Source organism: Alteromonas sp. 14N.309.X.WAT.G.H12 (assembly GCF_036697315.1).
Taxonomy (GTDB): Bacteria; Pseudomonadota; Gammaproteobacteria; order Enterobacterales; family Alteromonadaceae; genus Alteromonas.
Genome location: NZ_JBAHZB010000041.1, coordinates 16,799 through 31,143, shown reverse-complemented (window position 1 = coordinate 31,143; position 14,345 = coordinate 16,799). Strand labels below are relative to the sequence as shown.

Sequence of the window (14,345 nt, the reverse complement as noted above, 5' to 3'; positions counted from 1 at the left end):
GTACAAGCGTGGCGCGACAAAAATTGTGGTAATCAGAACGGTAGATAAAGGTTTTCAGGCACAATCCCCTTGGTTGCAAAAAATTAGTGCCGTGATGTGTTCCACCGGTCACTGCCCAAAAACCATCGATTATCTGCTGCAACACGAACAGGCCTATCAAAAAGAGCTCGCCTTTATCGAAAACCCGCCAGAAGGGGTGGAGATCATACAAGTGTTTGCATCAGAAAAGTTGCAAAGTAAATTGCTCGGCAGTAGCGATGAGCAGTTGCGAAACGATTACAAACTGGGTCGACAAGCCGGCCAAGCCTTCTTAGCAAATGAAGCACTGGCTGAATTACATCGCCCTTGTGAACCACAACGCCATGTGACCGTTGAATCTGAAAAGCCTGAAGAGCGGTTCTCCCTACCTATGTATGGCAAAGGGGGGGCATTGACTATTGATGAAAATAGCCGCTTGTCAGCCTAGACGCGAGTATAACGCTAGCGTCGTGCGGTCGCGGCCACGTTTTAGCACGGTTCCCCCTACGCGGCGCTGAGGTCCTGTGGCTCAGCACATTAGTCTGTAACACACATCACAAATAAATAAGCACCCCGTCATATCACTGCAATAAAATCACGGTAGCGTTGCGCCATTAAACCATTGCGATGGTGTTCAGTGCCAACATACAGCCAAGCAACTTGATAGAGTTTTCCATGAAAAAACTAAAACGCTATCAATACGAGCGATACGCGATTCTTTGCCAACTTGCCTACCCTGATGCGGCAGAACATTATCATCAGGTATTAGCGCCCTTCAACGAACGCCAATTAGTGGATAAATATGGCCGGTTGAGCGTGAGAATACTGTGGACAGAGAAAAAAAAAGAAGTCATCGTGGTTTTTAGAGGCTCTTTAGGCTTTAGGGACTGGATGGCAAATTTAATTTTTCTACCCGCAAAAATTCGGCAAGTCGATGCGTCTTTTTATGTTCATTGGGGCTTTAGCCGGCTGCTTAGTCAACCCATGTATTCCAGTACCAAAACCATTGAACAGGCATTGCCGCTGCGGGATCTGCTGGTGAAAGTCTTAGCGCCTTTGCGCCAGCAAGGAAAACGTCTTACCTTTATTGGCCATTCCTCCGGCGGTGCCGTTGCGGTATTGATGGCCGACTACATCGAAAGGAAATACCCCAAAGCGGTAAAACGGGTAGTGACGTTCGGCCAACCCGCTGTCGGCAGTCGTTCCTGGTATAAAAACTACCGATTACATCACAAAACCTACCGTATCTGCTGTGATCTTGACGTCATCACCTTTATGCCCCCCTTTCCTTTTTATTTTTGGCATGTGGGCAAAATGCTATGGTTACATGATGATAAAATCTATGAAAACACCCCCACTCACGAGCGTTTTTTTCGCTCCTTACGCAGTTGGCTGCTACGGCCAATTACCTACCATTACATGCGCAAGTACATTAGAAATAAGTCTTTGTTCGATGAACATTAACGGTATTCCGTTGATGCCAGAAGACACATTAACAACGGCCTGAGCCGCCATAAAATGCCAATACTTAGAATAGTACGGCACCTAACCCAAGCGCCAAGCGCTTAACGTGAGGTGCCGCCCTCCCTTATTTGGCGGAACGCACCATAAGGGTGTAATTTTTTGTCATCACCAAATCGGCGGCATTTTCCGAGGCCATCTCATAATCTGATGGCGAACCAGATTTAGGATCACTTCGCTGTGCGCCTGCTCCATGCCAATCAAAATACTCCGTTGCCTTTGAATTCTTTTTACTGAACGCCTTACCAAAGGAAATATACGCAGCGGTATACTTGAAGTCGCCTTGTGTGGTGCTACTCCACACCCACATAGGATCGTCGATGGTATTGTCACCGGACAAAGTAAAATAGCGGGTATCAATTGCAGGCCACGAATCGACGTCACCGCCATATTTCACAATACTTTGTAGCTCTTTTATATTGGGCAGCCGCCAATCTGTATAGCCCGCAAAATCCGCATTTTCAGCATAGGCCAAGCTGTCTTGCCAGTTTCTGCGTACGCCATCATCCGCACTCTGCCACATGAGTCCTGTGGCCGTATCAGTGACCGTACCATCGCCGTTAGACACAAAGTGGTTCACGCCATATACGTTTTCTTCGCCACGTACGCACCTTACAAAGTTACCCGGTGCCCAAACACCCTGTTTATTGGTGCCAAATACGTAACCTGTTTCATAGCCTTTTATGTGACCATCGGCAAAGTTGAAACCAAAGGCCCCTTCCACATTTTCAGTATTGTGCAAAGGCCCTTGGGTATATTTCGTTATCGACCAGTACTGACCGATATAGGCCATTCTTTTGTCATACTGAAAATCGAAGTAATCGGTATCAATGTAGGGCGTATTCGCTGATTCATTGCGGGGATCCACAATCTCACCCCGAAAATCGGCTAACGAAAACAGTTCTTTAATGGTTGGTAAGCGCCAATCGTTGTAATTACCCACGGACAACGCTTCACAATATCCCACCGCCTCATCATATGACTGATGCCGAAAGTCGGGCGTTTGCTGCCACATTAACCCGGTGTTGTTATCGGTTACCGTTTTATCACCATTGTCCGTGTATGACGCGGCAACGCCCTGATACTGGGCGTCTTGGCCGTATAGCGCACTGCCAGGTGCTGGGCATGTAATAACGGCCCCATCATTCCCAAAACACGTGTCCTGGCCTGTATCAACCACCACAAATTTAACCTTAGGTACAGGCGCATTTACCTGAGCGCTCGATTCCACAACGGTCTGATGGTCGCTGCATCCCAATATTGTCGCTACCGTAAAGCCGAGTAGCGAAAAAGTAAAAAGATTAATGGATTTGTTCTTTTGCATACGCTTTTCGTCTCGATTGGCGATTTAGGAAAGGTTCTGGCTTGAACCGGTTTGGCAAAATCAGTGAATACTGGCTGAGTATGTTACATCGACTAGCCTACGTAACGCCTGTCTTTAAACGTCGTCAAAATGAGTATAAACCTTTTTGCCTCTTAGCTAAGCTGAAAATATGGGAGCGACTTACGGGTTTCAAGCAGATTACATAAGCTTTACCCATCCTAGGGTAAAACTTACTGTGCCTGCGTTGTGAGCGAAACTAGTCTATCGCGCAGGGATCCGCAAAATCACCGTCATGCAAACTGTCATAAATGGTTTTCATAATTGATAATTCAGGAATGGTACTATCAAGTGGCAGCTCCCAAACCATCACCCCACCAAGGCCGTGCTGACGGGCAAAGTTGGTTTTTTTCTCAATCATGGACAGACCATTGTAATAGTCTTGTTTGCCTTGATATAGCACGCTATCCACGCAGGCATGGGCAGGATTTTGTTTAACAATATCCGCATAACTTCGCCAGCTTGGGCGTGCATAAGCGGGCAGTCCCAGCATCGCTTTTTCATTGGGAATATGACGCTCACCCACCCAGTAAGCAAGGGAACGTTCCACCAAATCATACGGCGAATGATTATCGGGTCGGTCATCATATGTCATCAAGTTAAGCCAATCAAAAGCGGCTAGCGCTTTGTCGCTGTAGGCACCTGCATCGCCATCGTCGGTGACTTTATTCTTGGTACCAATGACAGCCGCAGACAACTGCTTACCCTTTGCGTGCAAAGCTTGGCTTAATTCAACAATAAAACCCTCGTAATCATCGGCACTTTCAAGGCGTGGATATTCCCAGTCCATATCAACACCATCAAGCTGGTAGCGAGCCACGAAAGCAAGGATGTTGTGAATAAAACGACTACGAGCTTCGTCATTAGCGGCAATACGCTCGTACACTAAATCGTAACCGCTATCGTCTCCCCGCCAGCCACCAAACGAGATAAACACCTCTTTATTCAGTGCATGGGCGCGCTCAACGGTTTCGTCAATCAAGGCACCATTGACGCTTTGTATCGCCCCACTGGCATCATCGGTTGGGTTAGCAAAAGCAATGTTAATGTGGGTGACATAGGGCAATTGAACATCCAACGCACGACGATAGTTCCCGTTGTTAATGCTGCTATAGCCGATAACTTTAAATTGTGTTTCACCACTACCTGGGCGGTTATCCGCTGGGTGATGGCAAGCACTGAGCGTAAATGCTGATAACAGAATAATAGCGAGGGCGTGCTTAAATACAGGCATGGCTGATCCTTGTGGGAATATATCGGAAATAAATGAAATGACACTAAAAGATGGCTTAGCTTTATGTGTTGCAATTGACAGCCAAACCACCTCCAGACTACCAATAAGGCATAGGAGTTTATAGCGGATATCACGCGTCGGCATTATAAATTTTCGAATAAAATTCCAACTTCATGAATGTGTCCGATGATGGGCAAAACTTCACGGCAGCGACAGAATGTGATTTACACGAATTATCCGCAATGACGTTCTCAACCTTAATATTTGACCTTCGTTTCCCGTTATCTCCCAAAGCAGGCGCATAGACTAAAGTTGTAGCTAAAATTAGCAAAATAGTCATCAAAATACACAAAAAATCAAGAAGTCAGCTCTTTTTCACATTTATCAAAAGAATTACTAGCATTTAAAATAAACGTCTACTATAAGTTGTCTTATGACTCAGTTAAACCGCACAAATGCGCCCGGCTCTGGTAGAAGCAATGATAGAATATCAAACTCATATTCAACGAAGTGATCATGCGCTACGCCAAGCCATTGATAGGTTGAAATACAACACCAAATTTCATATTGACCCTCACGATATACTCAACGCCCTATTGCATGAAATAGGAGAGCTCACTCAGTCATCCTTTAACATCGTGTTAAAGCAATCCAATATTGATAATGAACAGCCTCGTTATGCTTGTGTAGCAGCCCAATATCAAAGTGACAATAAACAGTGGGAATCAGTAGACAAAAAAGGGCAGCTATTACTCGATCAAAGTTCTAAATCGTTTTTTGATGTCCTCATGCAATGCCGCGCCATAGTGCTCGATAGGAAATCGGTAAATTGCATCAACAGCTTTAATGCTTCATGGCCTTCAATTAACCAAGGAATGCTAATACCGCTAGGCGTAGATAAACACAATCAATATTTAATTTGTGTCGCGAACGCAGTGGCAAACTATCGTACTGAAGAGGCGCAGCGGTTGTGGCCTATGCTGATACATGTTTCAACTCAAATGCAAATGCTAGCTGATGCTGCCACAGGTCCTAAAGACAAATTATCGAGTAGCGGCCCAATTAATATTGAATCAAAACACTTAAATAACCCATGGCGTAAAATTTTCTATGAATTAGAGAAAACAAGCCCGCTAGCGATGATCACACTTAATTCTGGATATAAAGTATGCCGCCTTAATGCAGCGGCAGAAAACTTATTAGCAACCAATGCGAGTGAAGTGCTGCAAAAACCAATCGAAGATTTTTTGCTAAATCATACGGTTATTTTAAAGTCCTTAAAAAATACCAGCGCATCGAACTTACAAAGTCGAATACGCATCGCCATGGGCGGCATTATTGATGTAAATTTAAACTTGATACACTATGAAGAAAGTGGTTCTCAATACGATTTACTTTTAATCGAAAAAAACACTTCTCCTACTGTGACACAAAACGCCATAGCGATGGCGCTAGAACGGTTTCAAATTCTCGCATCAATGCTACCAATGGGGATAGTACAAACCGATATGGATTGGCGAACAGAATATGTCAATCAACGATGGTTAGAGATAACGAATTGCACGATAGCCGAAATACAAGGATTAGGATGGATGCAGCTGTTTCATCCTGAAGAGGCTGAAAATCTACTCACCGAACTTCATACCACAATTAATAGTGGGAGGGAGTTTGTTCGCGAATGCCAATTAAAATATCAACAGCATTACAAATGGACCATGCTTCACGCTACCCCTATCATCGACAACAAGGGGATTGTCAAAGGGCTTATTGCGACCATAAGTGACTTTTCCAAACAGCATGAAGCGGAAGAGAATTTGCGCAATTTAGCAGAAAAGGACTCATTAACCGGATTGTCCAATAGAACCTGCTTTTTTGATCGCTTGGATCATGCTCTGGCACGTGTTGAGCGACATGGTTCACTGGCATTATTAGCGTTAGATTTAGACGGCTTTAAACATATTAATGATACCTTAGGTCATGATGTTGGCGATTTTATTCTCGTAGAAGTGGCGAATAGATTACGGAATAGTTTACGTACAGAAGATACAATTTGCCGGGTAGGAGGAGACGAATTCCTAATTATTATTGAAGGTTTAGAAGACGCAAGCATAATTGCTTCTCTAGCTGAAAAAATATTGCGAATATTGTCAGATCCCTATCAATTAGGTTCTAAGGAAATATTTATATCCACAAGTATTGGTATCAGTTTCTCGGTAACAGGACGTGAGACCAACAGTAAGAATTTACTCAAACATGCTGATCTGGCCCTCTACAGAGCAAAAGATTCTGGCCGCAATAACTTCCAGTATTACTCTCCTGAGTTAGAGCAAGCATCTCGAAAAAAGATGGATCTTACCAATGACCTGCACCGAGCACTAGGAAGAGATGAATTTGAAGTTTTCTATCAAGCCCAATTAGATATTAAAACTAATAAGATTAAAGGCTTCGAAGCCCTATTGCGATGGCAACATCCTGAAACCGGTTTAATGTCTCCCGTTGAATTTATACCTCTACTAGAAGAATCAGGGCTTATCTCAAGTGTCAGCCTATGGATGTGTAGAGAAAGTTTCAGGCAGCTTAAAAAATGGATTGATGGCGGTTTACTTGATAAAAGTGCAGTCATGGCCGTCAATATTAGTCCTCGTCAATTTTATGATGAACATCTAGTTCAACTACTACATAGAGAAATTTTGGATGCCAATTTACGCTGTAGCAATGTCATTGTAGAGGTAACAGAAACCTTGTTACTCAAAGAGCATAATCTCATTAAAAAGCATCTCGAAAACATGCACAATTTAGGTATAAAAATAGCGCTTGATGACTTTGGCACCGGCTTTTCTTCTCTTAGTTACCTCCAAAAATTCCCCATAGATATCATTAAAATTGATCGAAGTTTTATTAAGGACATCACCACTGATGAGAGTGATTCATTGATTACCAAAGCAGTGATCAAACTTGGAGAAGCGCTGGGGCTATCTGTTTTTGCAGAGGGTGTTGATAGCGAACAAATATTAACACTCCTAAAAAAATGGCACTGTGACAAATACCAAGGTTTTCTCATCAATCAACCTATACCAGCAAGCAAAGTAAAAAAATTGTGCGATGATCATAACAAAAAATTAAAGCCGACTGTAGAATAACCCCTGCAATCCAATTTCAACTATTTAGTAGTGAACATGAGACCTTCGGACTGCTAAAAATGACCATACCCAGCCGGGTATATTGAAGGACACTATGTCAAACTCTAACACTACTGATAAAATGCTCGTCAGTAATCAAACAGAATCTTTATTTTGTGTCGCGATAGGCGCGTCAGCAGGTGGTTTAGAAGCATTAAGCGATTTCGTTTCAGCACTTCCTAAACATGCGCCAATGGCCTATATGATAATTCAGCATCTATCTCCAGACTTCGATAGTTTAATGAATCAGTTGTTACAGCGGCGCACTGATCTAAAAATATGTACGGTTACTGATGGTATTGAAATAAAGGTAAATACAATTTATTTGATGCCGCCAAGAACTAACATGTTAATGGCCGAAGGCAGGCTCATATTGGTAGACCAAATACCTCACCAAGGCAGTAACTTCCCTATAGATGTATTTTTCCGCTCTTTGGCGGCCGCTGCACAGCATCGCAGCGTTGCAGTCATTCTTTCAGGTACCGGTAGTGATGGCAGCCGAGGTATAAAAGACATTAAAGAAGCTGGCGGATTAACCGTGGTTCAAAATCCCAAAGAAGCACAGTTTGACGGAATGCCATTGTGCGCAATCCAAACAGAATTGGTTGATGCAGTCATGTTGGCCGCTGAAATTCCACAATATCTTGTTAAAGTCTTAGACTTAGAAAAAACACCAACAAAAACAACCGAGCCCAAGATTGATCAGTTTGAAGACAAGACGCTAGCCAAAATCTACGCTCATTTATTAGAGCGTCACGATATAGATTTTAGTTTATATAAGCCAAATACGGTAAAGCGGCGAATTGAACGGCGGATGCGAATTCATGATATTGATGATTTAAAGTCCTATGCGCGACTATTGGTAGAACATCCACAAGAAGCAAAAACCCTAACCAAAGAGATGTTGATAGGTGTAACCCACTTTTTTAGAGATATTGAAGCCTTTGATTGCTTACAACATCATGTTATACCGAATATTTTTGAAAATACCCCTAACAATGAAATGATAAGGGTATGGACGGCGGGATGTTCTACTGGTGAAGAGGCTTACTCCATTGCAATATTATTTGATGAAGAACGTCAACGTCGTAAAAGCGGTCACGAGATAAAAATATTTGCTTCAGATGTTGATGCCAACGCCATCAAAGAAGCCAGTAACGGTACATTTTCCATAAATATCGCAACGGACGTCAACGCAGAACGACTAGAACGATATTTTATTAAAGGTGAAGATGGATTTACAGTAACATCCGAGCTACGACATTTAGTGGTATTTGCCAATCACAACCTACTGAAAGATCCACCATTTTCAAATTGTCAGTTAGTCGTTTGCCGGAATTTAATGATCTATTTTCAAGCCAAAGCACAACAGAATGTGCTGGCAATGATGCAGTTTTCACTACGTAAAGATGGTTACCTTTTCTTAGGAAGTTCAGAAACGTTAGGAGAATTTCAGAAAAATTTTAAGTCGATCAATGACCGCTTTCGTATTTATCAAAAAGATCAGATCATTCATAGAATTAATGACCTATTTACTTTGCCGGCAAACAGGCAAACTAAAGATCGGAAAAGTCCTCCCAGTATTGAGCGTATTCTAAACCGCTACCAACAACCTAAAGAGGCTAATCATATGCCCGCACTAGAAGCGTTGGTGAACGATGTTATTCCTGCGTGTGTGGTAATGAGTGAACAGTTGGAGGTTATCCATTTATATGGCGATCTAGCCCCCTATACTAAACCTATTCAACAAGGTCGATTCAGTGCCAAAATAGGGGACTATCTATTGGATGGCCTGGCGATGGCAGTAACGACAGCAATACACAAGGTCGTCAAATTAAAAGAAGCGGTGCGCTTTAAAGACATACAGTACCAGTCATTAGATGGTGTTGACGCCGCGGTAGACCTTGTTGCGTTATATGTTCCTCGTACGAAAAATAGCGACACTTATGTGGCGGTTGGGCTATCCCCATCCACCGTAGCGCAACCGGCAAAACCTCTCAGCATTCCCTATGATGGACAAATAGAACCTCAACAACGCATTGATGACTTGGAAGAAGCCCTACGTCATAACCAATACCATCTAAGTGCGACCATTGAAGAGCTCGAAACGACCAATGAAGAATTACAAAGTACTAATGAAGAATTAATGGCGTCCAATGAAGAACTTCAAAGTACAAATGAAGAGCTGCAATCGGTAAACGAAGAACTTTACAGCGTAAATAGCGAATATCAGGAACAAATTGAAGAAACAACCAAAGTTAACCTAGACATTGAAAATATAATAAAATCCGCAGATATTGGCTTTATATTTTTAGATGACGCTATGGTTATTAGACGATTTTCACCCAAAGCCAAACAACATATAAATTTAATTGAGTCCGATATCGGACGTCCATTCCATCATATTTCACACAATTTAAAATACGATGGACTACTAAAAGAAATATCATCAGTAATAAATAAAGAGCTAATCATAGAAAAAGAAGTTGTCACCTCTGATGAAACACATATTTTAATAAAACTGGCGCCCTACATGGATAAACTAAATACGGCACAAGGATGTGTAATATCTCTTACCGATGTTAGCCAAATAAAATATTTAAAAACAAGCCTTGAAAACAGTTATCGCGAGCTAAAAGACATAATGTCCGTTAACTTTACGTTACTGAAAGAACCGGTAGATATATTGATTATAGATGATAATGAAATAGACTTACTTGCTATTGAAGAAGCATTCAAAAAAATCAATAAGAAAAATAAAATTTATAACATTTATAGTATAAGTCGCTACGAGGATGTCAGAGATTTTATAAGAACACAAAATATAGATCTTTGCCTTGTTGACTATAATCTTGGTAAGCATACGGGTATAGATTTAGTCAAAGAACTGAGTGTTGATAAACATAATATAGCATTTATCTTGTTTTCAGGGTTCGTAAATGAAGAAATTACTGAAACAGCTATTGAACTTGGTATTTATGATGTAATCGACAAAGCCAATATTACCGCCGCTTTACTTGAACACAGTGTTAAGTATTCGTTAAGACACAAGAAAACAGAAGCTTATCTTAACAAATTGATGTAAGCAAAATTTGGAACTTGCATTATGGAAATGCCAATGTAATGCTTGTTCCCTTATTTTTATCGCTGTCAATCCAAATTTTTCCTCCATGATTATAAATAATACGTTCGACGACACTTAGTCCCAAACCTGAACCAGGATAATCGCTGTCTGAATGTAATTTACGAAAGGGATTAAAAACATCCTTTAGATACTGTTTATCGATACCTATACCATTATCACTTATCGTTATTTTATGTCTAAATAGGCCAGAAAATGTAGAAGATTCATCACTTTTTGACGTAATAATAATAACGGGATCGACACGACAAAACTTTATTGCATTTTCTAGTATATTTTGCAGCAACAAGTAAATTTGCGTATCATTACCTTTAATTACAGGTAATTCACCATACTTTATCGTAACGTTTTTACCATTAACATTAGTGAGTAACTGTTCCAATTCTGATATTATATTATTGAGGTCAACAGAATTGTCCGGTGCTGGATGCAACTCTTCAGTCAAAATATAATTATATAGTCCATCAATCAACCTATTCATTGTAGATAATCGTTCATCTATTTTGGAAAAAAGTAAATTATCACCTTCCTCAAAACTATTTTTCTCCTCTAATCTACTCTTCAATATTTTCGTTAACTGTGAAATATTTCGGATGGGCGCTTTAAAATCATGGGAGAGACTAATGCAAAATGTTTGTTGATCTATAGCTCGCTGTTCAAGTGAAAACTGTCCTTTCTTCCTCTCAATAGAATAATTAATAATTCGATGGAGCAAAGCACTGTTTAGGCTATCTTTTGGCAAAAAATCTTGAGCACCTTTTTGAATTAAATTTTGACCTAGCATTTCATCATTCAAGGAAGTAAGGACAATTATCGGTATATGTGTATCTAAGTTCTCTAAGGCAAGCTCCGTATCTTCGGCACATGAATCAGGCAAACTTAAATCGATTAACGCTATATCAAAAGAAGTAGTGTCAAGTGCATCTAACCCCGATTTTAATTTATCAAAGCTAAGAATATCGCAATCGTTACCGAAAGCGTGAGAGCAATACTCCTCGATTAATTCTCTATGATCTTGATTATCTTCGATCAGTAATATCTTCATTATTTTGACAACTTACTTATATCTGCCCAAAAGTGGTTAACCTCACAGATTTTTTTTGCAAACTCAGTATAATCAAAAGGTTTAACTATATAACTATTAGCACCATACCTATAACTTTTCTCTATATCTAGCGAATTCTCAGATGTACTTACCATCATTATAGGAATGTGTTTCAAAGCTGGATTTTCTTTAATCAATCTCAATGCTTCCAGACCGTCCATAATCGGCATTTTTATATCCATTAGAATGAGATCTGGCATGCTACTTTCACCATTCTCCAGTTCTTGAAGATTAAGAAGATGAGAAACAATTAAATCGCCGTTACTGAAGTGTTCTATTTTGTTTTCCTTATTAAACTCCTCCAGTGCGTCCAAAATCATTTCAGCATGATCAATATTGTCTTCGGCAACCAATATATGTAATGAACTCATGTCAATTCATCCTCGCTATGTTGAGGGATACACAACGTAAACGTACTCCCTTCGCCTAAAATAGAATCCACTTTCACTTGGCCCTGGTGTTTTTCCATGATTGTTTTTACAATCGCTAAGCCAACGCCGCTGCCGCTTCCTACATCAAGTCGTTCAAATATTTTAAAAATTCTATTGTGATATTTCTTGTCAATACCCAGTCCATTATCAGATACGGAAACATAAATAAAATGATTTTCTACATAGCACTTAATGTGAATAACAATTGGCCTTTCCACGCATCTATAGCTAATCGAATTCGAAAACAAATTTTGCAAACATTGCGTTAGTAACTGTGAGTTTACTTTTAATTCTTGCTCTCCATTTTCTATTTCAAATCTAGCATTAGAATTAATAATTGATTCATTCAGTGATTGTTTTGCTCTTTCTACACAATAGTTTAAATCACACATATCTAACTTTAATTTTTTTCGAACTATACGAGCTAAATCTAACAATTCACTAAGCAACTTAGCCATATGTTCAACATTGATTTTTATACGCTCTAATCGATGGCGATTTTTTTCATTAATTCCATTATCGGACGATTCCAATATCCTATCTGTAAACCCGCCAATGGTCACCAAAGGCGATTTTAAATCATGTGATACTGTATAGACAAAAGCTTGCATTTCCTCATTTCTTGATTCAAGTTTCTCATTGCTAGACTGCAATGATTTTCTTAATAAACTCGCATCAGTAACGTCTCTGAAAATAGCCGAAACCGAGGATACATCACCTGATTTTATTTTCACCGGAGAAAATGCAATTGACATGACTACCTCTGTATTTTCATTAGAGTTCATATATATCTCTAATGATTCAGATTTACCCCCATCAAAAACTATTTCAATCTGTTTTCTTATTAATTTTAGCGCCTTGTCATTTTTTATGATTTTTTCAATATTGATATGCCGCATCTGAGAATCTTTAACATCAAAAAATGTCTTAGCAGTATGATTCCAAGAGTCAACGTTCCCATTAATATCTATGCTAATAATTACATCTTTAGAACCTTGAAATATTGCTTCAATCTCAGCTTGCGCTTTCATACGTAAAAAACTGACATGGCTATATAATCGATAAAGCGTTAGTAATATGAAAGCCACTATTACCAATCCTAAATTTGACAGCACAGATGTCATGTAGCGCTGAAAAATGAGACCATTCATTTTCTCATAATTAATTGCGGCCACTACAGTTAACGGAGGGATATGAGACGAAATATTCAGTGTTACAGGGTATTCAACAACGTTAAAAATAACATTCTCTTTTTCAAACACCACGGTATGAAAGTTATCAATCCCAACGGCCACTTCATCAATATATTTCGTTTCATCGTTCCAATTTTTTGTATTCCCATACTCAAAAGAAAATGACTGATTACTATCAGGGTGCAATAGATACTCACCTCTTTCATTCAGCAAGAAAATTTCTATGTATGAGTTTTTATTTTGGGTTAACTTACTCAGCAATAATTGAGCGTTAAAGTTAATGATAACCAAACCAAAAAAATTCTGATTATTATCGTATACAGGTTGTGCAATACGATATGTTGGCCATGGTGGTTGTTCTATTTTTCCATATTCTCGGTTCAGCGTTATTTCCGAAATATATAATTGGTTGTCGGGCAGGGTTTGAACACGCTGATAATAATCACGTTCACTTTTTTGTTGTAGATTACTTCCCTGAACGACTTCTATTTCACCATTTCGTTTATGCACCCGAATCAGTTCCCTGCCTTCATCAGCACGACCAATAAAACGGATCTGTACTATATCAGGGTTGTTTTCCATGTATGCCACAAAAAGCATCTCCAAGCGTTCAGCCCAAACACTTACTTCAGCTTTCACTGAGGGAGATAAAGTGCCGTTCTCGAACTCACGTACGATGGCTGCGATGGGCGGGGTGGAATACATGAACCTAGCATCGCTAATACTACTTCGTAACGTTTGTTCGATTATTTCCCCTTTTGATGAAGATTCCAGTAATAGTGCGCTGCTGGTTTCGGTTCTCACTTGCTGCGAAACATCTAAATAACTATACCAAAGGGTAATCGCCCCCAACGCGAAAATAAGAATACAGCCGAAGACATAACCTACCTGACTTAAATGAAATTTATTCATAGAGTAGGTAAAAATAGTAGAAGTAAAAATCCATTTAATTAACCATCAAAAGACGCGTACTTCTAACTATAGCCTAACAATACCAACCCATCATATTAAGTTGCTATTCCATACGCCATTCGTCTCGAATTACCGCATATTCTCACCCGTTTTATAGGATTAGGTAGGCAAAACTCCAACGTCTATTTGTAAATTTGTGCAAAAACCAAATAGCCATAAAATTAATATG

9 protein-coding genes are annotated in these 14,345 nt (G+C 40.0%); 4 read left to right on the top strand and 5 right to left on the bottom strand.

Going from position 1 to position 14,345, the window contains the following annotated elements; translation table 11 throughout:
• Together V5298_RS11895 and V5298_RS11890 are read left to right on the top strand one after the other, a co-directional pair.
• Positions 1–466: DUF6363 domain-containing protein (locus V5298_RS11895; protein ID WP_332931665.1), on the top strand; the 466-nt coding region annotated here is incomplete at its 5' end.
• A gap of 227 nt (positions 467–693) precedes the next feature.
• Complete coding sequence (locus V5298_RS11890; protein WP_332931664.1) at positions 694–1,482, top strand: lipase family protein; 789 nt, start codon at positions 694–696, stop codon at positions 1,480–1,482.
• Between the two features lie 124 nt (positions 1,483–1,606).
• Here V5298_RS11890 and V5298_RS11885 read toward each other — a convergent pair whose 3' ends face one another.
• Both V5298_RS11885 and V5298_RS11880 read right to left on the bottom strand, forming a co-directional pair.
• Entirely contained in the window at positions 1,607–2,863 is a 1,257-nt protein-coding gene (locus tag V5298_RS11885; protein ID WP_332931663.1) for a DUF1566 domain-containing protein, read from the bottom strand.
• 256 nt (positions 2,864–3,119) lie between these two features.
• Positions 3,120–4,154 (bottom strand): glycosyl hydrolase family 18 protein, encoded by a 1,035-nt coding sequence (locus tag V5298_RS11880; RefSeq protein ID WP_332931662.1) that lies wholly within the window; start codon positions 4,152–4,154, stop codon positions 3,120–3,122.
• A gap of 479 nt (positions 4,155–4,633) precedes the next feature.
• Between V5298_RS11880 and V5298_RS11875 the strand changes: the two genes are divergently transcribed.
• A complete protein-coding gene (locus tag V5298_RS11875) occupies positions 4,634–7,294 on the top strand; it encodes a sensor domain-containing protein (RefSeq protein WP_332931661.1) in 2,661 nt (886 codons plus the stop codon).
• Positions 7,295–7,388: 94 nt separating this feature from the next.
• Entirely contained in the window at positions 7,389–10,418 is a 3,030-nt protein-coding gene (locus V5298_RS11870) for a CheR family methyltransferase (protein WP_332931660.1), read from the top strand.
• Between the two features lie 19 nt (positions 10,419–10,437).
• On the opposite strand, the gene V5298_RS11865 is transcribed toward V5298_RS11870, so the two are convergent.
• Genes V5298_RS11865 through V5298_RS11855 form a run of 3 tightly spaced genes read right to left on the bottom strand, consistent with a single transcriptional unit; the run spans position 10,438 to position 14,116 of the window.
• Entirely contained in the window at positions 10,438–11,520 is a 1,083-nt protein-coding gene (locus V5298_RS11865; RefSeq protein ID WP_332931659.1) for a hybrid sensor histidine kinase/response regulator, read from the bottom strand.
• Positions 11,520–11,951, bottom strand: coding sequence for a response regulator (locus V5298_RS11860; RefSeq protein ID WP_332931658.1), 432 nt, complete (start codon positions 11,949–11,951; stop codon positions 11,520–11,522). Before V5298_RS11860 ends, V5298_RS11865 begins: the two co-directional genes overlap by 1 nt.
• On the bottom strand, positions 11,948–14,116 hold the full coding sequence (locus V5298_RS11855; protein ID WP_332931657.1) for an ATP-binding protein: 2,169 nt from the start codon (positions 14,114–14,116) through the stop codon (positions 11,948–11,950). The genes V5298_RS11860 and V5298_RS11855 overlap by 4 nt, the downstream gene beginning before the upstream one ends.
• Positions 14,117–14,345: the final 229 nt, after the last annotated feature.

Bases quoted from the DNA above. Each gene is read 5' to 3' on its own strand.
- V5298_RS11890 (WP_332931664.1), top strand. From the start codon at position 694: ATGAAAAAACTAAAACGCTATCAATACGAGCGATACGCGATTCTTTGC.
- V5298_RS11885 (WP_332931663.1), bottom strand. From the start codon at position 2,863: ATGCAAAAGAACAAATCCATTAATCTTTTTACTTTTTCGCTACTCGGC.
- V5298_RS11880 (WP_332931662.1), bottom strand. From the start codon at position 4,154: ATGCCTGTATTTAAGCACGCCCTCGCTATTATTCTGTTATCAGCATTT.
- V5298_RS11875 (WP_332931661.1), top strand. From the start codon at position 4,634: ATGATAGAATATCAAACTCATATTCAACGAAGTGATCATGCGCTACGC.
- V5298_RS11870 (WP_332931660.1), top strand. From the start codon at position 7,389: ATGTCAAACTCTAACACTACTGATAAAATGCTCGTCAGTAATCAAACA.
- V5298_RS11865 (WP_332931659.1), bottom strand. From the start codon at position 11,520: ATGAAGATATTACTGATCGAAGATAATCAAGATCATAGAGAATTAATC.
- V5298_RS11860 (WP_332931658.1), bottom strand. From the start codon at position 11,951: ATGAGTTCATTACATATATTGGTTGCCGAAGACAATATTGATCATGCT.
- V5298_RS11855 (WP_332931657.1), bottom strand. From the start codon at position 14,116: ATGAATAAATTTCATTTAAGTCAGGTAGGTTATGTCTTCGGCTGTATT.